The 19,283-nt window shown below is 60.1% G+C and carries 15 protein-coding genes; 7 read left to right on the forward strand and 8 right to left on the reverse strand.

Annotated features, from left to right (window positions below; genetic code table 11):
* Positions 1-124 precede the first annotated feature (124 nt).
* The 4 genes from fdxA to O4G74_RS03865 form a co-directional block, all read right to left on the reverse strand.
* Positions 125-466: a ferredoxin FdxA gene (gene fdxA / locus O4G74_RS03850; protein ID WP_269401338.1), complete on the reverse strand. Its 342-nt coding sequence runs from the start codon at positions 464-466 to the stop codon at positions 125-127.
* 66 nt (positions 467-532) lie between these two features.
* Positions 533-973: a TerB family tellurite resistance protein gene (locus O4G74_RS03855; RefSeq protein ID WP_269401339.1), complete on the reverse strand. Its 441-nt coding sequence runs from the start codon at positions 971-973 to the stop codon at positions 533-535.
* 288 nt (positions 974-1,261) lie between these two features.
* Positions 1,262-4,003: a helicase-related protein gene (locus O4G74_RS03860; protein WP_269401340.1), complete on the reverse strand. Its 2,742-nt coding sequence runs from the start codon at positions 4,001-4,003 to the stop codon at positions 1,262-1,264.
* Positions 4,004-4,052: 49 nt separating this feature from the next.
* Positions 4,053-5,774 (reverse strand): ArnT family glycosyltransferase, encoded by a 1,722-nt coding sequence (locus O4G74_RS03865; protein ID WP_269401341.1) that lies wholly within the window; start codon positions 5,772-5,774, stop codon positions 4,053-4,055.
* A gap of 222 nt (positions 5,775-5,996) precedes the next feature.
* Here O4G74_RS03865 and O4G74_RS03870 point away from each other — a divergent pair, with 222 nt between their 5' ends.
* From O4G74_RS03870 to aguB, 3 genes are all read left to right on the forward strand, one after another.
* Positions 5,997-9,095, forward strand: a complete 3,099-nt coding sequence (locus O4G74_RS03870) for a TonB-dependent receptor (protein WP_269401342.1) — start codon at positions 5,997-5,999, stop codon at positions 9,093-9,095.
* Positions 9,096-9,181: 86 nt separating this feature from the next.
* Positions 9,182-10,189: an agmatine deiminase family protein gene (locus O4G74_RS03875; protein WP_269401343.1), complete on the forward strand. Its 1,008-nt coding sequence runs from the start codon at positions 9,182-9,184 to the stop codon at positions 10,187-10,189.
* Positions 10,186-11,028: an N-carbamoylputrescine amidase gene (aguB, locus tag O4G74_RS03880; RefSeq protein ID WP_269401344.1), complete on the forward strand. Its 843-nt coding sequence runs from the start codon at positions 10,186-10,188 to the stop codon at positions 11,026-11,028. The genes O4G74_RS03875 and aguB overlap by 4 nt, the downstream gene beginning before the upstream one ends.
* Here the strand turns inward: aguB and O4G74_RS03885 are convergent.
* A complete protein-coding gene (locus O4G74_RS03885; RefSeq protein WP_269401345.1) occupies positions 11,010-11,900 on the reverse strand; it encodes a hypothetical protein in 891 nt (296 codons plus the stop codon). The two genes, aguB and O4G74_RS03885, sit on opposite strands and share 19 nt — an antisense overlap.
* 104 nt (positions 11,901-12,004) lie before the next feature.
* On the opposite strand from O4G74_RS03885, the gene O4G74_RS03890 reads away from it, so the two are divergent.
* Both O4G74_RS03890 and O4G74_RS03895 read left to right on the forward strand, forming a co-directional pair.
* Complete coding sequence (locus tag O4G74_RS03890; protein ID WP_269401346.1) at positions 12,005-13,042, forward strand: zinc-binding metallopeptidase family protein; 1,038 nt, start codon at positions 12,005-12,007, stop codon at positions 13,040-13,042.
* Between the two features lie 20 nt (positions 13,043-13,062).
* A complete protein-coding gene (locus tag O4G74_RS03895) occupies positions 13,063-14,481 on the forward strand; it encodes a dihydrolipoyl dehydrogenase (RefSeq protein WP_269401817.1) in 1,419 nt (472 codons plus the stop codon).
* An 8-nt stretch (positions 14,482-14,489) separates the two neighbouring features.
* Here the strand turns inward: O4G74_RS03895 and O4G74_RS03900 are convergent, their stop codons facing one another.
* Entirely contained in the window at positions 14,490-15,122 is a 633-nt protein-coding gene (locus tag O4G74_RS03900) for a hypothetical protein (RefSeq protein WP_269401347.1), read from the reverse strand.
* Positions 15,123-15,267: 145 nt separating this feature from the next.
* On the opposite strand from O4G74_RS03900, the gene murI reads away from it, so the two are divergent.
* Both murI and O4G74_RS03910 read left to right on the forward strand, forming a co-directional pair.
* Positions 15,268-16,128 (forward strand): glutamate racemase, encoded by an 861-nt coding sequence (gene murI / locus O4G74_RS03905; protein WP_269401348.1) that lies wholly within the window; start codon positions 15,268-15,270, stop codon positions 16,126-16,128.
* Positions 16,129-16,206: 78 nt separating this feature from the next.
* On the forward strand, positions 16,207-17,301 hold the full coding sequence (locus tag O4G74_RS03910; protein WP_269401349.1) for a substrate-binding domain-containing protein: 1,095 nt from the start codon (positions 16,207-16,209) through the stop codon (positions 17,299-17,301).
* Here the strand turns inward: O4G74_RS03910 and O4G74_RS03915 are convergent.
* Together O4G74_RS03915 and O4G74_RS03920 are read right to left on the reverse strand one after the other, a co-directional pair.
* Positions 17,298-18,179, reverse strand: coding sequence for a phosphotransferase (locus tag O4G74_RS03915; RefSeq protein WP_269401350.1), 882 nt, complete (start codon positions 18,177-18,179; stop codon positions 17,298-17,300). The two genes, O4G74_RS03910 and O4G74_RS03915, sit on opposite strands and share 4 nt — an antisense overlap.
* Positions 18,176-19,282 (reverse strand): glycosyltransferase family 4 protein, encoded by a 1,107-nt coding sequence (locus O4G74_RS03920; RefSeq protein WP_419715346.1) that lies wholly within the window; start codon positions 19,280-19,282, stop codon positions 18,176-18,178. The genes O4G74_RS03915 and O4G74_RS03920 overlap by 4 nt, the downstream gene beginning before the upstream one ends.
* Position 19,283 lies beyond the last annotated feature (1 nt).

Here is a 19,283-nt window from a genome sequence, read left to right on the forward strand (position 1 = left end):
TTCATCCCCCGGTGACGATTTGATAGTCAGACCGGAGATTGATGGAGGCTCCCTGAAATTAAGCTGATATTTATGTATCAGAAAAAAGACTATTTTACAACTGTGAGTATTTCGCAGGTGCGAACTAGTCACCCTCGCCCGGCTGCGGGCTGAAGTATTTTTCAAGTTTGTCTGTTTCCTGCGCGAACTTTTCCCTGTCCTCGGGAGGCTCTTTCATGCGCGTAATGTTGGGCCAGACCTTTGCGTATTCGGTATTCAGCTTCAGCCACTTGGAATCGGGATCATCCTCCGTGTCGGGCTTGATCGCCTCAACAGGGCATTCCGGCTCACAAACGCCGCAGTCGATGCATTCGTCAGGGTGAATGACGAGCATGTTCTCGCCTTCATAGAAGCAGTCGACGGGGCAGACCTCGACACAGTCCATATACTTGCAGCGGATGCAGGCATCGACGACGATATATGTCATGGAGATATAGTCTTCCTGGCTTTAGATGTGCGGGCATTTGGCGATGAAGACGCCTTAAGTCAATCGTCAGAGATGACGCGTCTCAGCCCGGCGGCGTGCCTGATTGCGGCGAACATCATCGACATGCAGCAGGCTGGCGACATGACGAATGAAGGCGTCCTCGAACTTGCAGGCCGCACCATCGGCCAGTGAGACAAGGTAGAGACCTTCGACGACCTTCACGCGCTTCAGAAGCGGCAGCTTCTTCACATGTTTGGTGAACTGGTGAGAGCCGATGGCATTTTCGGCGAGGTCCTCGCCCTGCTCCATGACTTCATCAACGCGTTCGGCATCGAGGCCGAGGCTGTCGAGCAGGATTTCAGCGATCTGGTCACTTTCAAGATTGGCGTAGACGCCATCAACCAGCGCGACTTCGACAAGCAGGGCGGCGGTGGCAACCTCAGGGTCGATTTCACGTGGCGGGGCAGTGTCCCGCTTTGAAAACAAGTTCTTCAGCGCATCAAGCATCGTGGCGCTCCTGATTGTTTGTGGCGAGATCCTCATAGAGCTCGCGCGCCTCGCTGGCAGGTCCACGGCGCTCTCCGTGATCGAGCACCCGGACGCTGACTATTTGGCCACCTCTTGGAAAACTTACAATATCCCCCGGCAGAACACGAAAGCCGGGTTTGGTCACCTTGCGCAATTGTTCATGACGCGACAGGCGCACACCTTTGCCCGAAACATGCGCTGTGGCTAGTGCGCGCGTCTTGAAGAAACGCGCTCTCCAGAGCCAGACATCAAGACGGACTTCGTCGCTTATGACTTGCTCTCCGGCGTGTCTGTGCCGGCTTCAGGCGTCTCGGTCGCTGGAGATGTTGCCTGCTTCGCGGCGTCCTCATTGGCAGAGCCTTCAGCCTTGGCCTTTTTGGGCTTTTTCTTCTTTGGCTTCGGAGCGGGCGGAGGAGGCGGTAGCAAGCTGGCGAGCGCAGCGAACGGGCTGTCCGGGTCCGGCTGGCGCGGCGCGGGGCGCCCGCCGCCTCTATGCGGGCGGCCTTTTTGGTTGCCAGACTTTGCCTGCCTCGGTGGGCCGCCTTTGCCTTTTGGACCAGATTGCGGGCGTTTGCCACGCGGCGGGCCGTCCTGACGGTTGCGGGACAGATAGCGCCAGAGCGTGACCGCGCCGGTTTCTGGATCTTTCTCGGCCGGGGCAAGGCCAAAGCCTTTCACAACGGCTGGAAATTCTTCGCCCGGGCAGGAGATGACAGAGGCCAGCTCTGCCGGGAGTTCAAAGGCCGGCTTGTCGGCTTCCTTGCGGCGCTTGGAGATTTCCCATCCGAGGCGTTCTGCAAGGTCTGCGCGGACGGCGCGCTTGCCAAATCGCAGATAGCCTTGGGCGTGCAGCTCTGCATCGTCCCATTCGCCGTCGAGCTCGAACGAACCTGCGCCTTCCGGCGCGACGCGGCGGCCTTTGCCGGTCTGGCTGGCCTGAAGGATGGCGATCATGCGCTGGGCCGCAGGTTTCTGGGCGTCCGGAACATGGGCGGCAACCCGGCCCGTGCGCAGCCCGGCGGTTTTCAGCGCGTCGCGTTCTTCCTTGGAGACATGCGGCGGGGGCGACTCTTCGCGAAGGTCAATGGCCGCGCCGCTTTCGAGCAGACGGAAAGCAAGACCGCGCGCCATGCCCTGAAGTTCTGTGCCCGTCTCGCCAAGCTTGAGCTTTGCGTGGGTCGGCAGCACCCGCTTCATTTCCTCACCAAGCCATTCGTCGACGCGCTTCAGGGCGGCTTCGCGGCGGTGAACTTCTGTGTCTTCTGCGCCGATCAGCTCAAGACGGGGCGCAAGCCAGTCCGGACCAGGCTTCAGGCTGGCGATCTCTTCACCTTTCCAGGTGATGGTGCCGCTGTCGGCAAGGGCGAAAGCCTCTGCAGGCGCGCCAGCAATCTCTCCCAGCCTTTCGGCGAGGATCGGGCCCAATGCAGACACGGCAGCAGAGCGCACAGCCTTGCCTTCCAGCGTCTTCGCGGTGGAAGCAGGTTCAAAGTGGAGACCGACGAGGCGGCCAACAACATGACCTTCGACGGTGACTTCTCCGGTGTCAGACAGTTCAGTCAAAAGCAGATCTTCCCTTTTCAGTCCGGCAAGCAGGGCCGTGGTGCGCCTGTCTACAAAGCGCAATGTCAACGCAGCGTGAAGCGCATCCGACAGCCTGTCTTCTATTTCCCGCGTCTTCTCACGCCAATAGGCCGGGTTTTCCAGCCAGTCTTCACGATGGGCGGCATAGGTCCACGTCCGGATCATGGCAAGCCTGTGCTGAAGGCTGGAGATGTCCGGAACGTTGGCTTCGAGGTTGTCGAGGCGCTTTTCCATGGCGACATCGCCAAGCCGCGCATCGGGGTCTGCCAGGGTTTCGGCTAGGCCGAGGACCAGTCGTCCATGGCCTTCATGGCCTGATTTGCGAAAGTCTGGCAGGCGAGCAAGGTCCCAGAGGCGGCGCACCTTGCGCTCGCCGCGGATTTCAGGGCCGATCGCTTCATCTTCGGCCATGCGGCGCAGCACCCATTCATCCAGCGCGTGCGGGTTCTGGCGCAGCACTGGATGCGCGGAAGGCCGCGCCAGGCTGGCGATCAGCGTCTTGATGGAGCGATAGTCGAGATTGGAGTTGCGCCACTGAAGCTCATCGACCGGCTCGAACTGGTTCGTCTCAATGGCGTGGACCAACTCTTCCTCGAAAGGCGGGCAGTCGCCCGTCTCGCCGAATTCGCCATCAGTACGAAAGCGCCCGGCGCGTCCGGCGATCTGCCCGGCTTCTGCGGCCGACAGCCAGCGATTGCGCCGTCCATCGAACTTTGACCGCGCGGCAAAGGCGATCCGCTCTACATCGAGGTTGAGGCCCATGCCGATCGCGTCAGTCGCGACGAGATAGTCGACTTCCCCGGATTGGTAGAGCGCGACCTGCGCGTTGCGGGTGCGCGGACTGAGCGCCCCCATGACGATGGCGGCCCCGCCCTTCTGGCGCTTCAGCAGCTCGCCAATGGCGTAGACCTGCTCAGTTGAGAAAGCGACGACGGCGGATTGCTTGGGCAACTTGGTGATCTTGGTCGGGCCGGTATAGTGGAGCTGCGAGAAGCGTTCTCTCGTATTGGTGTCTACGTCGAGATCGAGATCTCGCAGGACGCCGCGCATGGTTTCGGCGCCAAGGAGCAGTGTTTCCTGCGTGCCGCGGGCATGGAGGATGCGGTCGGTAAAGACGTGGCCGCGGTCCTCATCACCCGCGAGCTGAATTTCGTCGACGGCGAGGAACTCGACGCGCTTGTGAACCGGCATGGATTCCACGGTGCAGACCCAGTAGCGCGCGGTCGGCGGCTCTATGCGTTCTTCGCCCGTGATGAGCGCAACGGCGCGCTCGCCCTTTGCCTTTACGACCCGGTCATAGACTTCGCGGGCAAGCAAGCGCAGCGGCAGGCCGATCATGCCGCTCGCGTGGCCCATCATACGCTCAATGGCGTAGTGCGTCTTGCCGGTATTGGTCGGGCCGAGGACGGCCTTCAGGGTGCCCATATCAGTGCAACTGCCAGAAAAGGGAGAGAGAATTCAAGCGAAGGTGCGCTTAATTCTGCGCGGGACAAGGCGGCGGCGCATCCATCGTCTGGTCCTCAAACCGTTCCACCCAGTCACCTGAGCGTGGCAGGGGATCGAAGCCGGCGGCGCGGTAGAGCACAAGCTCTCTCTGGATCGGGCAGCCATTGGAACGCTCGCCAAGGTCGACACTGACGGCTCCGACGCGTTCGAAGGTTTCAAAGTCAGCGGCGATGGCCGGCCGGCGGTTCGGGCGGTAGCTGGCAATGAGGACATCGCCGTCGATGGCAGCGGTGAGGGGCTGTTGCTCTGCGAAACTGTGAGCGCCCTCATTATAGCGCCACAGGATGAGCGGTGCATCGACCCGGTCACGAAGATAAAAGTCGAGGCCGTGCCAGACTTCTCGCTCATCGGTGACGAGCGCGCTTGGCGTGCCATTCGTATCGGTGAAAGCGACAAGCTGGTCAGAAAGGGCATCCCAGCCCCGCGTGCGTTTGAGTGCATTGTCGAGATCAAGCGGACCGGAAATCATGTTGGGGAGGATGAGGGCAACCATCATCACGAGGCCAAGGACGCCGTGGAGGGTGAGGCCTGCCCAGAAGAGCCCTTCCGGTCGGAAGCGGAAGAAAAAGGCGAAGCCGACGATGCCGGCAGCTACGGCAAGGCCGACAGCAAGACGCGCGGTCAGGGTAAAATCTGGCGCAAGCAGAAAGCCGACCGCAGAAAGTGCTGCGATCGTCCACCAGAGCCAGCGATTGGCGCGGGCACGGATGAAGAAGATCGCGATCAGGATCGAGGCAGCTGGATAGGCGGTCGCCGCCCAGTTGGCGTGCGCGCGGGACAGAACCGACTGGAAGAGGATGATGGTCAGGACCGGGACGATGAAGGCGCTGAGCCACAATTCCTGGCGGCCTGTCTCTGGCCGTCTGCTGGCGCGCAGGAAGAACAGCGCTGCGATCAGGCCGAGAAAGCTGACCGGTCCGAAGACGCCCATCTGGTCCGCGAGGAATTTGAGGGCGTTTTCGGGGTTGAGGAGGTCACCCCCAAGATTGGCATTGTCCACTGTATGGCCGACGGTCGCGAAATCATTCGCGGCATTCCAGACAAGGTGGGGCGTGATGACGGCCAACGTCGCGGCCAGCGCAGCGAGCCCTTTGAGAGAGAAGAGACCCCGGCGTGTCGGCGCATCAAAGATTGATGTGAGTGCGATGCCGATCGCGAAATAGATCATTGCATATTTGGCGAGAAAGCCTGCGCCGACGGCGAGACCCAGACCGACAAAGCCGGCCCAGCCAGCTTCGCCCTCGCGCACGCGCCAGAGCAGATAGAGGGCGCAGGCCCAGATTGGCATCAGGACGCCGTCAGTCGATAGAACGAAAGAGGAGAGCCAGACCGCTGGCATGAGGGCATAGCCAATTCCGGCCATGAAGCCCGTTCGCGGCCCAGCCATGCGACAGCCCAAGAGGAAGATGCACCAGGCCGCAATCGTATGAAGGAAGGCCGCCGGCAACCGCACCGCCCACGCGGAATCGTCAAAGATGGCGGTGCTGGTATGGATGGTCCACGCGATCAGCGGTGGTTTGGAGTAATAACCCCAGTCCAGCGTCTGTCCCCAACGCCAGTACTGGGCTTCATCGGCGTAGAGCTCCAGAGGGGTCAGAAGGACGCTCAGCATGCGTAGCGCCAGAAGCCCTATTAAAATCAGGGCAGTGCGTCTGGCATAATCAGTCTGGTGTACGTCGGCATGGGTCATCTGGAATTGCTGCTAACGCGGAGTCAGCGCCAAGGCCAGCACCAGAAATGATGTGTGTCTTTTTTGCACCCTTCCGAAACGGAATGTTGCGGCGCACAGCAGAGTCCCCGGACTGTCACGAAAGGTTTACATAGCGGGAATAGAGGCGCGGGCAATTGAGCTTTGATCCCGTTCCATCGCTGGAATTTGGTCAAACCGAGCAACTGAAGAGGGGTTTCTTCAATGTCCAACTGGAAACTAATGTCAGGTGTGGCAGCGGCTACACTTTTCACCGCGGCGATTGTCGCCCCTGCCGAAGCGCAGGTAACGACGTCTGGCGTCCGCGGCCAAGTCACTGACGCATCGGGCTCCCCGATCGTCGGCGCCGACGTGATCGTTCGCGATCCTGAGACGGGTCTTGTCCGCACGACCACGACCACCAGCACGGGTGCGTATGTTCTGCGCAACCTCCCGGTTGGCCAGTCCTACACCGTCGAGATCCTCGCGACCGACTTCCAGGGCCGCGCTGTCGAGAACGTCTCCCTTTCGCTTGGCGATCAAGCCGAAGTGAACTTCTCGCTCGACGAAGGTAACCGCACGATGGACACGGTCGTTGTGACCGCGTCCAGCGCCAACCTTGCGCAAGTCGCGATCGGTCCTTCGGCCACCTTCGGCACCGAAGTCCTGAACAACGCTCCGGCGATCAACCGCAACATCACCGACATCCTGCGCCTCGATCCGCGCGTTTACGTCGATGAGTCCCGCGGTGACATCAATGGCGTTCAGTGTGGCGGCAAGAACTCCCGCTTCAACTCGCTCACCGTTGACGGCGTTCGTCTCAACGATAATTTCGGTCTCAACTCGAACGGTTACCCAACCGAGCGTATCCCGTTCTCCTACGACGCGATCGATCAGGTCTCCATCGAACTGGCACCATTTGATGTTCAGTATGGCGGCTTCTCTGCCTGTAACATCAACGCTGTGACCAAGTCCGGTAGCAATGAATTCCACGGCTACGCGTTCGGCGACTACACCAATGACGGTCTGCGCGGCGACAGCCTTGAAGGCGACGACATCACCACCGGTGAGTATGACGAGTACCGTTACGGCTTCGGCATCGGCGGCCCGATCCTTCAGGATCGTCTCTTCTTCTTCGCAGCTTACGAGAAGCTCGAAGGTGTGAACCTCTTCGACCGTGGCCCGATCGGCTCTGGCGCTGTCAACGAAGTCCAGATCACGCAAGCTGAGATCGACGAGATCCGCGCGATCGCCCAGAACATCTACGGCTACGATCCAGGCGAGATCCCATCCAGCTTCGACAACGAAGACGAGAAGATCCTCGTCAAGCTCGACTGGAACATCAACCAGAACCACCGCGCATCGTTCACCTATAACTGGAATGACGGTTTCAACATCGTTCCTTCCGATGGTGACCTTTCCGAGCTCGAATTCTCCAACCACCTCTATGAGCGTGGCTCGGAGCTCGAAGCCTATGTCGGTTCGCTTTATTCAGACTGGACGTCGAACTTCTCGACCGAGATCCGCGTCGGCTACTCCGAGCTTCAGGCTCGTCAGAACTCGCTCGGCGGCACCGATTTCGGTGAAATCACGATCGAGACCGACGATGTCCACGTCTATATCGGCGGCGATGACTCGCGTCAGTCGAACGAGCTGAACTACGAAACCCTGACCCTTGCGCTCAAAGGTTTCTACACCCTCGGCAACCACAACTTCTCATTCGGCTATGAGCAGGAAGCACTCGACGTGTTCAACCTGTTCGTCCAGCACACCGAAACCGAGATCGACTTCGATGGACGCAGCGGCGCTGCCGATGCCGGCACCCTGCCGACCGCGTTCGATCCAGCGATCGAGAACTTCCGTGCCGGTTTCGCCGACAACATCAACTACAACAACGCACCATCCGGTAACCCGGAAGATGCGGCTGCTGACTGGGGCTACGAAGTCCACACTGTGTACGCACAGGACGAGTATGACTTCGGCAACGGCCTGGTCCTGACCGGCGGTCTTCGCTACGACTGGTACGCGACCGACGATCGTCCTGAAACCAATCTCGACTTCTTCACGAGCTACGGTTTCAAGAACGACCAGAACCTCGACGGCAAAGGCCTCCTGCAGCCACGCCTCGGCTTCACCTTCGATGTTGATGAAACGCTCGACCTTCGCGGCGGCGTTGGCATCTACTCCGGTGGTAACCCGAACGTCTGGCTGTCCAACACCTACTCGGCGAACAACGTTCTCCAGTTCGGTGCAGACGGCGGTGCATTCGGCCTCGAGCAGAACGGTGGCCCGTCCATCTTCACCATCCCTTACACCATGTGTGAAGCTGGTGTCCCAACCGGCCCAGGCTGGTGTGTGCCACAAGCCATGGCAGACGCTGTCGCCACTGGTCAGGGTTCGAACTTCGAGATCAACTACCTCGATCCTAACTTCGAAATCCCTTACGAGTGGAAGTGGGCTTTCGGCGCGACCAAGTATCTGAACGTTCCAGCCCTCGGCGGTGAGTATGTTGTCTCTGGCGACATCCTCTTCACCCAAGGCGAAGAGCGCGCAGTCTGGATCCGCGGCGACCTGGATCAAACCGGCTTCACCACTGGCCCGGATGGCCGTCAGTACCCGACCTATGCAAGCGTTCGCGAGAGAGCCTTCGTGCTGACCAACTCCGAATCCTCGCCTAAGTCGCTGCTTCTTTCCGGTTCCATCGCGAAAGAGTATGACTTCGGTCTCGACTGGTCGTTCGGCTACGCCTACTCCGACTCCGAGGATGTTCACCCGATGACGTCGTCGGTGGCGTTCTCGAACTACAACAACCGCGCATTCGGCGACCCGCAGGATGTTTCGGCAGCTCGCTCGGACTACAATATCGAGCACCGCTTCACGGCTCTCGTGAACTATGAGCATGCCTTCTTCGGCGACAACATCACGCGCTTCTCGGCGTTCGGTCAGGCCAATTCCGGCCTTCCTTACTCTCTGACAATCAATGAGGACCCGAACAGCTTCACCCGTTTCGACCCGTTCCTCGAAGGCAATCCGTTCCTTGCGGCTGGCCAAGAGCGTAACGGCGAGGATGGTTCCTGGTGGGGCAAGGTCGACATCAAGGTCGAGCAAGAGTTCGCACTCTTCAACGACCACGTCGCATCCGGTTTTGTTGTCATCGACAACTTCACCAACCTGCTCAACGACGAATGGGGCGTCCTGCGTCAGCGCGGCTTCCCGGCCCAGTGCACCGTCGATGTGACCGGTCAGCCGACCGAGCGTTGCGAGAGCCGTATCGGCGACGCTTCGCGCTACGAAATCCGCTTCGGCCTGCGCTACGAATTCTAAGCGCTCCGAAACGATTATGACTGAAGAGGGCGGCTCCATGCGGGCCGCCCTTTTTCTTTGGGGAAAGCTGTGGCAAATCGCGGCCCATGACCGACACGACTATTGCCTTCACACCTGCCGAATGGGCGCCCCAGTCTGCGATATGGGCGGGCTGGCCACATCTGAAGGATGCCTGGGCCGACGATTATGAGGGCGCTCAGCGAGAGATTGCCGCGCTGATTGCTGCGCTCGCGCCGGTCGTGCGCGTTAAACTCATCATTGGCGACCCGGCATCCCGGGCCGAGGCGGCGGACCTTGTCGGCGAGAAAGCCGAGATGTTCGATGCGCCGATGGGCGACATCTGGCTGCGCGATATCGGGCCTGTTTTCGTGAAGTATCTCAACCGCCTCGAAGGGCTCGGTTTTGAGTTCAATGGCTGGGGCGGCAAGTATGAGCTTGAAGGTGACAGCGAAACGGCGGCTGCGATTGCCCGGCTCGAAGGCCATCCACTGAAGCGCCTGCCTTTCGTTCTGGAGGGCGGCGCGGTCGAGCAGGATGGCGCGGGCGTGCTGATCACAACGCGGCAGTGCGTGCTGAACCCGAACCGTAATCCTGACTGGACCCAGGAGAAGGCCGAAGAGAATTTGAAGCTCGCCTTCAATGCGCAGCGTATTGTCTGGCTGGGCGACGGTCTGCTTGGCGACCACACGGATGGCCATGTCGACAATATCGCCCGCTTCATCGCGCCCGGTCATGTCGTCTGCCAGACGCCATCGGGCGAGAATGACCCGAACGCTGACGTCCTGCGCGAGATTAAGGACACGCTGCGTGCCGCAGAGCTTCAAGTATCGACCATTCCATCACCGGGACGCATCCTGGACGAGGATGGTGAGATCATGCCCGCGAGCCATATGAACTTCCTGATTTCGAATGGCCGGGTGATCCTGCCGGTCTATGAGGATGAACACTCAAAACTCGCCGAAGCCGAATTGCAGGCGCTGATGCCCGAGCATGACGTCATCGCCCTGCCATCGCGCCATATCCTGTCTGGCGGTGGCAGTTTTCACTGCATGACCCAGCAGGTCCCCCAAACAGATGGAGGTCTTTCGACATGAGCCGAACCGTGAAAGTCGCTGCCCTGCAGGCCTCGTTCAGCAAGGACATGCAGACCAATATCGACAAGGTGAAAGAGCTGGTGCGAGACGCTGCCGCCAAGGGCGCAGAGATCATCCTGCCGTCAGAGCTCTTCTGCGACCATTATTTCTGCAAGGTGCAGGATGAGAAGTTCTTCGCCACGGCCTATCCGTGGGCAGAGCATCCTGCCGTCGAGCAGCTCTCAAACCTCGCCAATGAGCTGGGCGTCGTCATTCCGGTCTCGATCTATGAGAAGGACGGTCCGGAGTATTACAATTCCATCGTCATTATTGATGCAGATGGCACGCCGCTGGGCGTCTATCGCAAGTCGCACATCCCTGACGGGCCGGGCTATATGGAGAAGTTCTACTTCCGCCCTGGCAATACCGGCTTCCGCGTCTGGGACACGATGAAGGGCCGCATTGGCGTTGGCATTTGCTGGGACCAATGGTTCCCGGAAGCTGCCCGCGCCATGGCGCTGATGGGGGCGGATGTCCTCTTCTACCCGACGGCAATCGGGTCCGAGCCGCATGACGAGAGCCTCGATACCGCCGCGCGCTGGCGCCGGGCCATGCAGGGGCATGCGGTTTCCAACGTCATCCCGGTCGTCGCGGCGAACCGCACCGGTGATGAGGAAGGCCAGATCTTCTATGGCACCAGCTTTATCGCAGACCATGCCGGCGAAATCGTCGACGAGCTTGGACGCGGTGAAGAGGGCGTGATCATGGCTGAGTTCGACCTCGACTTCCTCGACCGTCACCGCGCCGCCTGGGGCTTTTTCCGCGACCGACGGACCGAGTTCTACGACGTGCTCGGCTGATCTTCGGGCTCAAGCGCCGTCTGGCGGCCATGTCGGGTAAGAATGGCGTGGCGCAATATTGCGATCACCAGACCGGCAAGCAAGACCAGGGCCGCAATAGAGCCACGCAGCAAGGCGCTTTGCTGTTCTGGAAAGCGTGGGACCGCGTCTGGCGCGAGACCGGACATACCGAGCTGATACTGGTAGATGACCATCACGGCCGCTGCGATGCAGATGATGATGGCGAGCAGGGCACTGAGTATGCCGGAGCCTCGTGACCCCAGCGCGCGAGCGCGGCTTTCCAGCAGACCCAGTGCCGACAGCAGGATAGAGATGCCCGCAGCGTGAAGCCGGGCAGCGGACATCCATGTGTCCAGCAGCGACGGGTCTTCAGTGAGTATGTTTGAGAGGTGGAGCGCCGCGAAAAGCGCGATCAAGCCCCAACTGAGATAGGCAAAAGACACGAACGGGCTCTCGCCGACGAGATAGAAGCTCAGCGCGGCGGCGAAGAAGGCGAAGGCTGCAAGTATAATGGCGTTCGTCGTGTCGCCTTCCAGGGCCCGGTCAATCATGAGAGAGGGCGCCGCAATCAGGCAAAGCAGGGTCACGCCCAGTGTTAAGGCGAGAAAGGCAAACCCTCTTGATGGGTGCCTGATGGTGCAGATCAATAGCGGAGTGATGACGAGCCAGAGATAAGCGAGCGCAGCAAGTCCAGCGAAAAACGGCAGGACGTGCAGCGCAGATGAGAGTTCAGAAAGTCGCGATGCGAAGGGAATATCGGGCAAGGCTGCGCCAAGGGCCATGCTGAGATGGCCCGCCTGCAGCCATGCTGCTGGCCCGACGAAAAGAAGAATTGCTGCGCCGCCAAGAATGGCAGGGAGCAGCGCCCTCATACCCAACTGTCTATACTCGCTTCTACGCTTGCCCAGCGCGGAACGCCGATGCTCGCACCGGCGTTACAATGTCTGGCAATGCCTGCCAATCTGGATGTCCTCACATGAAACTTTTTAAGTGCCCTCGCTGCAAAGGGACTCTCTACTTCAATAATCGTGCCTGCGGTTGCGGCGCGCAGGTCGCCTTCGACCCGGAAGCTGAAAAGTTCGAGGTTCTGGACGCTGCATGCGCCAATCGCGAACAGATAGGCTGTAACTGGAAAGCCGCTTCCGGGCAGGGATCGCTTTGCCGGGCCTGTGCCATGACGGAAGTCGTTCCGGACTCCATGGTGAACACGAATGTGCCACTTTGGGCAGATACAGAGGCAGCAAAGCGCTGGGTTCTGGTCAATCTGGGGCAGTGGGGTTGGCTCAAGTCTGGTGATCAGGGGCCGTGGCCGCGCTTTCACCTGCTGTCGGAGGTGACATCATCGGGCCCCGCGCCTGTCACCATGGGGCATGCGGACGGCCTGATTACAATCAATGTGACGGAGGCTGACCCCGCCCAGCGTGTCGCGCGGCGTGAGAAGCTGAGCGAGCGCTATCGTACGCTGACAGGTCACTTCCGCCATGAACTCGGCCACTATGTCTTCCAGCGGCTCGTCGAGGATGAGCGTTTCGCGGCCGCGTTCCGCAACCGGTTCGGCGATGAGCGCGCCGATTATGGAGCCGCGCTATCCCAACATTATGACAATGGGCCGCCGCAAGGATGGCAGGACAATCACATCACGGAATACGCCTCCAGCCATCCGCATGAAGACTGGGCGGAAACTTTTGCGCACCTCGTTCACCTCACCGACATGATCGACAGTGCCAACGCGACCGGTCTTCGCCAGTCCAGTACAATGGTGCCGGACCCTTACCGGACAAGCGATGGTGATGCCGTCATCAGCGCCGGCGCTAATCTTGGTATCGCGTTCAATCATGTGAACCGGTCCATGGGGCTGTTCGATCTTTACCCCTTCGTGATCGCGCCAGCGGTTCGAGACAAGTTGGCCTTCATACGTGCCGCTGTCGCAGCAGGGCCGCGGGAAAGCGCGAAACCAAAGCGCCGCAACTGGAACCCATTCAAGGCCGCACCTGTTAGGGCTGGTCGAACCTGACGGAGCACATTCTGGCTGAGATACATGTAGACGTTGCGATTATTGGTGCGGGTACTGCGGGGCTTGCAGCGGAAAGAAAGGCGCGCGGCGAGGGCGCCCGAACGCTGCTGATCGATCCTTACTTTGCCGGGACGACGTGTGCGTCTGTCGGGTGTATGCCTTCAAAACTCCTGATTGCGGCAGGCAACGCGGCTCATAGTGTGCGCACGGCTGGCGAGTTCGGGGTGGAGGCTGGAGAACCCAAGGTCGATGGCCCAAGGGCCCTGTCCCGCGTGAGGCGGCTCAGGGACGATTTCGTCTCGGGCGTAAAGAAACAGATCGCCGACCTTCCCGATGGCGTGACGATCAAGGCAACCGCCCGGTTTGTGTCCCCAACCGAGCTTTCTCTCGATGACGGCACGCAGGTGCTCGCCAAGGCGATCGTAATTGCGGCGGGCTCCTCGCCTGTTATCCCGACACCATTTGAAGATCTTGGCGACGTTGTCATCACAAATGAGACCCTGTTTGAGCTGGAAGACCTACCGAAGTCCATCGGCGTGATCGGGGGCGGGCCGCTTGGACTAGAACTGGCGCAGACGCTGGCCCGGCTTGGTGTGCAGGTAGAGGTCTTTGACAAAAGCGCCCAGCTTGCAGGCCTTGATGAAGGCGAGCCGGAAACATCGCTACGCCGCGCCCTGGAGACTGAACTTGGCCTCCACCTCGAGGTCGAGCCCGCGGCGCAACGCAATGACGATGGCAGCGTAACCGTAAACTGGACGGAGAACGGCGAGGCGAGGGAAGCGCGTTTCGAGAAGCTGATGGTCGCAACGGGCCGCGCCGCGAACCTTGAGGCGCTTGACCTCGAAAAGTCTGGCCTTGAGCTGGATGATGATGGCGCACCGGTTTTCGATCAAGGAACGCTTCAGTGCGGCCAGTCACCGGTTTTCATCGTCGGCGACGCGAATGGCGCTCGACCCATCCTGCATGAGGCTTCGACTGAAGGAACGATAGCCGGCGCCAACGCCGCTTCCTATCCCGATATCAAATCCTTCGAACGCTCGACCCGCCTGCAAGTGATGTTCACCGAGCCGAACATGGCAAAGGTCGGCAAGGACCCGGACGAGGATACGATTGTCGGCAAAGTCGACTTCGCTGATCAGGGCCGGGCGCGGGCCATGGCCGTCAATCAGGGTGTCTGCGAGCTTTATGCGGAGGTGCAAAGCGGCGCGCTAACCGGCGCGACACTGGTGGGCCCCGATGCTGAACACCTCGCTCATCTATTGTGCTGGGAAATCGAGAATGGATCGAAAGCCAGCGACCTGCTCAACAAGCCGTTCTACCATCCAACACTGGAGGAAGGCCTGAAGACGGCGTTGAAGCAGATATGTCAGGATATTGGGCTGCCGAAGCCGGACTCCCGCGATGATGCGGAGCTGCCTGGCGATTTTGGATCAGACTGACGCGCGCCTTAATGAAGCGCGCCATTGGAAGAGAACTTCTGGGCCTGCTCAATCCATTGTTCGCGCGCTACGCGGCCCTTGAAGGACAGGAACTCATCAATCCAGCCTGCTTCGCCCGCTTCCCAGTTCGCAATTTGCTTGAAGTGGAAGATGCCGAGCTCATTCAGCGTTTTCGATAGTTTCGGGCCGATACCCTTGATACGGGTGAGGTCGTCGGCCTCGCCTTCGGGCGCCGTTAGCGCGGTTGGCTGGCGGTAGGCCGCTTCTGCGGCCTCAGCGGTTCTTGCTGCTGCGGTTGGGGTCCTGGGCGCGCTCGGGACATATGGCGCGCCTGGCTGGCGGCGCAGACTGTCGAACCAGTCCGTCATCATGTCGGCGGGCACGGTTTGCGGCCATCGCATCCAGGCTGGCATCGCCTCGATCAGTTTTGCGGCATGTTCCCAGTGTTGAAGATTGAGATCGGCCAGCTTGCGGAAGAGGTCGCGGGTCGCAGCTTCCGGAGCAGCTTCGCCGACGCCTGGCTTCATCGCCATCATCGCATCCATCCAGGCTGCGCTTGCACTCTGGCTGAGGTCGCGCCAGGCGGAAAAGGATTCCGACCAGAGCTCAAGCGGGTTCGGCCTTGTCGTCTCTGTGGTCATGATTATTCCTTTATGCTGCGGTGCAACATACGTCGGTTTTCATCTTTTTTCAAGCGACTGGCGCTAGGCAAGCAATACCCTTCTTTTGTGCCCGGTTGTTCACCCAGACGCTGGTGCGCGATAAGGGAGGGCGACGGGAGACAGGATGACGAAATCAGACGGGCCCATGACGCAGCAGATGCGGGACGCGCAGGGGCGGGTGCTCGTTTTCGATTCTGGTATGGGCGGGCTAACCGTGGCCCGCGAAATCAGGCAGATCGCCCCCGCGCTGCAGGTTGATTACGCCGCTGACACCGGGTTTTTCCCGTATGGCGACAAGAGCGACGAGGCTTTAAGGGCCCGCTTGCCGGAAGTTGCAGCGGCCCTTGTCCGAGAAGCGCGACCGGATGTGTTCGTGATCGCTTGCAATACGGCAAGTACGCTTGCGCTGGATGACGTACGAGCCCGCCTCGATATTCCAGTGGTTGGCACTGTGCCGGCGATCAAGCCTGCTGCATCATTGACCCGCACAGGCGTGATCGGACTGCTTGCGACACCTGGCACGATACGGCGCGCCTACACCGCCAGACTGATCGAGGAATTTGCAAGCGACGTCACAGTTATTCTTCATGGCAGCGTGGATCTTGTTCATTTGGCGGAAGCTTTCGCGGCGGGCGAAGCGTACGACGCGCGAGGCTTTGCTGCCGCGCTTGCCCCGATTTTTAATGCCAGAGATGGCAACATCGTCGACACGATTGTGCTCGCCTGCACCCATTTCCCGCTCGTGCGCGCAAGGCTCGCAGCGGCGGCGCCTGACGGCGTGACATTCATCGATTCAGGCGCTGCAATCGCGCGTCAGACCCTGCGTGTCCTCGGAAGTACAGCACTGGCCGGCCGGTCTGAAGAAGCAGGCGGCCGGCTGTTCATCACGGATGAAGGCAGTGAACATGCCCGCCTTGTAAAAGTCTGTGCGCGTTTTGGATTTGAACGCGTCGGGCCGCCCGTGCTGCTAACAGCAGAAAGATGACAGCAGCAGGCATGTGGCTGTCACAAAAGCCATATAAACGGTAGCCGACGAGACTATCGCAAACTTTAGGACTGCCCCATGCGTACGATCTTCCTGGCCCTGTCCGCAGCGTTGCTTGCAAGCGCCTGTGCGCCCAAGACCGACCTGTCGGAAATCGATGCCAGCTCTGGCGAGCTACAGGTCTTCGCGGCTTCGCCCGATGAAAAAATCCGGATCGTTGGATCATCAACAGTCTCGCCATTCTCGACCACGGTCGCAGAGCAGTTCGGTGCGGTTTCGGAATTCCCTACGCCCATCGTTGAGACAACGGGCACCGGCGGCGGCTTTCAGGCCTTCTGTCAGGGCATCGGTCCGAAAGAACCCTCGATCAGCAATGCGTCACGTCCGGTGAAGGCGTCGGAGCTTGCGCTTTGTGAGCGCCAGGGCGTTACCGAGATTGTTGAGGTCAAGATCGGCTATGACGGGATCGTCCTTGCGAACGCAAAAGGTTCGCCGACGATGGATATCACAAAGGAAGAGATCTACCGCGCGCTGGCCGAGGAATTGCCGGACGGGAATGGTGGCTGGCAGGACAACCCGAACGAGACCTGGCAGGATGTGGCAGATCACCTGCCCGACATGCCGATCCTCGTTTCTGGCCCGCCGCCAACTTCAGGCACGCGCGATGCGTTCGCAGAACTCGCAATGGAGGGCGGCGCTGAAGAAGTGCCAGAGGTTGCTGCGCTCAAGGAAAGCAATCCTGACGAATTCGGGCGGCGTGCAACGACGATCCGCATGGACGGGAAATGGATCGACTCTGGTGAGAATGACACGGCGATTGTCCAGACCCTGATGAAGAACCCCGACAGTATCGGCATCATGGGCTTTTCTTTCCTTGAGCAGAACCTCGACCGTCTGAAAGGCGCGAGCATTGGCGGACTTGAGCCGAGTTTCGAAAACATTGCGAGCGGCGATTATGGCATTTCACGCTCCATGTTCTTCTATGTGAAGAAGCAGAATGTGAACCTGGTGCCAGGCCTTACTGATTTCATTTCGGAGTTCACGCAGGAAGATGCCTGGGGACCTACGGGCTACCTCGTCGAAAAGGGCCTGATCCCGCTTCAGGAAGCCGAACGCGCAGCCGTGCGCGAGCAGGCGCTCGAACTCCAGACAATGGACGCCGCAGAGAGCTAGACGCTGAACGAGAGATCGTCGAGCAGTTTGCGGCTGCGTTTTTCTATCGGTGTCTTCGTCCCGCGATAAAAGGCGTAGGCGATCACACTGGTCGAAAGCGCCCAGCCGCGCGCGCGTCGCCAGACTGATTCGGTGATGCCGGAGGCTTTCCAGAAAGCATCCTGCGCTGCGCCTTCAAACAGGGTGAAGCCTGCCATATAGTCTGAAGCCGGGTCTCCGAGACCTGATAGCCCCCAGTCTATGACGCCGGAAAGCGCACCGTCCTTGATCAGCAAATTGGCGGCATGAAGGTCGCCGTGGATCCACGTCCGATCCTGTTCGGGGCACGGGGGCGTGTCGAGCGCCGCTTTCCAGATCGCGGCGAGTCCAATGGCATCAAAGTCTTCGGCGACATCAGTAATGGCGCCTCGTGTCGGTTCATCACGCCGAGCCAGAGCGCAGCCGCGCCAGTGATTGTCGATATTCGGTTCGGCGGCAAAGTCGCGCCTCTGGCCCTGCAGGTCGAGCAGGAAGAGGGCAAGACGCTTGGCATCTGTTTCGGTGAGCTGATGGCCGCTTGCTTCTGCGCTTTCGCCGTGCAGCCAGCTGCAGACCAGCCAGGGCCATTCTTCGGGGGCGTCCGTGAGCCCGTTGGCGACAAGCTTCGGTGTCTCCAGCGGCAGATCCTTGAGACTGCGCATCGCAACAGGTTCGCGGTAGGCAAGAGAGGGAATTGCTTCATGGCGGCGCGCCACACGGAGCGCGTGGCCGTCGCCAACGCGGTAAATGGAATTATCGGTTCCGCCACTGCGAATACGCGAATAATCCTTGTCGGCGAGAGCCGGCACGGACTCGCCCACAATGCGTTTCAGCGTGTCTATGTCAGGCGGCGTACTCACCCGGCTTTTGCGTCTGGTGGAAATTTCTTCTTGCGCCGGCGAAGCCTGATCTTCTGCCAGAAGCGCTTTCGCTCCGGTACCGGAAGCGGGTCGAGATTTTCGATGAAGGCCTCTGCGCAGGCGCGCCAGCTATAGCCTTCGGCATAGGAGCGCGTGACTTGGCGGTCGAGGTCGAGGCAGGCTTTGCAGGCGATTTCGAGATCTTCATCGATGACGCCCGCATCCGAGCCGGGGATGATGTCCCGCGGCCCGGGGGCGTTATAGGCCGCAACAGGCGTGCCCGAGGCCATGGCCTCGAGGATGACGAGGCCAAACGTGTCAGTGAGGCTTGGAAAGCAGAAGACGTCAGCGCTTGCAAAACAGGTGGCGAGCTCTTCATTGAACCGTGCACCGAGGAATTTCACTTCCGGATAGCGGCGCTTCAGCTCCTGCAGCTGCGGTCCCTCACCAACGATAACCTTGGTGCCGGGCAGGTCGAGCTCTGCGAAAGCCTCGATATTCTTCTCAACGGCGACGCGGCCGACATTCAGGAAGATCGGGCGCGGCAGGCCTTCGAACGGATCGCCGGGCTGGCCTTCCTCAATACGGCGCGAGGGATGGAAGAGGTCGACATCGACGCCGCGTGTCCATGAGACGACATTGTTGAAGCCGTGCTCTTCAAGCTCTTCGCGCATTGAGGGTGTCGCGACCATGACTTTGCCGGAGTATTTGTGGAACCAGCGCACATAGCTGTAGCCCCACGAAGTCGGCACCGGAAAACGGGCCGACACATATTCGGGAAAACGTGTGTGGTATGACGTCGAGAAAGGGTGCTTTTCCTTCAGGCACATGGCACGGCCAGCGAGGCCAAGCGTGCCTTCGGTCGCTATGTGGACCGCATCCGGCTGGAAGCTTTCAAAACGTTCGGAAATCTTGTTGCGGGCAAAAAGCGCGAGCTGAATCTCGCTATAGGTTGGCAGCGGCATGGTCAGAAAGTCATCAGCAGGCGAGACCACCTCCCATTCATGGCCCATTTCCTCGCACTCGGCGATGACACGTTTCATGGTCCGGACGACGCCATTCACCTGTGGTTCCCAGGCGTCTGTGATAAGCATGATGCGCATC

The organism is Henriciella marina (assembly GCF_027213945.1).
Taxonomy (GTDB): domain Bacteria; phylum Pseudomonadota; class Alphaproteobacteria; order Caulobacterales; family Hyphomonadaceae; genus Henriciella; species Henriciella marina_A.

What these genes read in the sequence shown, in the direction of transcription:
- fdxA (WP_269401338.1), bottom strand. Translation starts at nt 466, where the DNA reads ATGACATATATCGTCGTCGATGCCTGCATCCGCTGCAAGTATATGGAC.
- O4G74_RS03855 (WP_269401339.1), bottom strand. Translation starts at nt 973, where the DNA reads ATGCTTGATGCGCTGAAGAACTTGTTTTCAAAGCGGGACACTGCCCCG.
- O4G74_RS03860 (WP_269401340.1), bottom strand. Translation starts at nt 4,003, where the DNA reads ATGGGCACCCTGAAGGCCGTCCTCGGCCCGACCAATACCGGCAAGACG.
- O4G74_RS03865 (WP_269401341.1), bottom strand. Translation starts at nt 5,774, where the DNA reads ATGACCCATGCCGACGTACACCAGACTGATTATGCCAGACGCACTGCC.
- O4G74_RS03870 (WP_269401342.1), top strand. Translation starts at nt 5,997, where the DNA reads ATGTCCAACTGGAAACTAATGTCAGGTGTGGCAGCGGCTACACTTTTC.
- O4G74_RS03875 (WP_269401343.1), top strand. Translation starts at nt 9,182, where the DNA reads ATGACCGACACGACTATTGCCTTCACACCTGCCGAATGGGCGCCCCAG.
- aguB (WP_269401344.1), top strand. Translation starts at nt 10,186, where the DNA reads ATGAGCCGAACCGTGAAAGTCGCTGCCCTGCAGGCCTCGTTCAGCAAG.
- O4G74_RS03885 (WP_269401345.1), bottom strand. Translation starts at nt 11,900, where the DNA reads ATGAGGGCGCTGCTCCCTGCCATTCTTGGCGGCGCAGCAATTCTTCTT.
- O4G74_RS03890 (WP_269401346.1), top strand. Translation starts at nt 12,005, where the DNA reads ATGAAACTTTTTAAGTGCCCTCGCTGCAAAGGGACTCTCTACTTCAAT.
- O4G74_RS03900 (WP_269401347.1), bottom strand. Translation starts at nt 15,122, where the DNA reads ATGACCACAGAGACGACAAGGCCGAACCCGCTTGAGCTCTGGTCGGAA.
- murI (WP_269401348.1), top strand. Translation starts at nt 15,268, where the DNA reads ATGACGAAATCAGACGGGCCCATGACGCAGCAGATGCGGGACGCGCAG.
- O4G74_RS03910 (WP_269401349.1), top strand. Translation starts at nt 16,207, where the DNA reads ATGCGTACGATCTTCCTGGCCCTGTCCGCAGCGTTGCTTGCAAGCGCC.
- O4G74_RS03920 (WP_419715346.1), bottom strand. Translation starts at nt 19,282, where the DNA reads ATGCGCATCATGCTTATCACAGACGCCTGGGAACCACAGGTGAATGGC.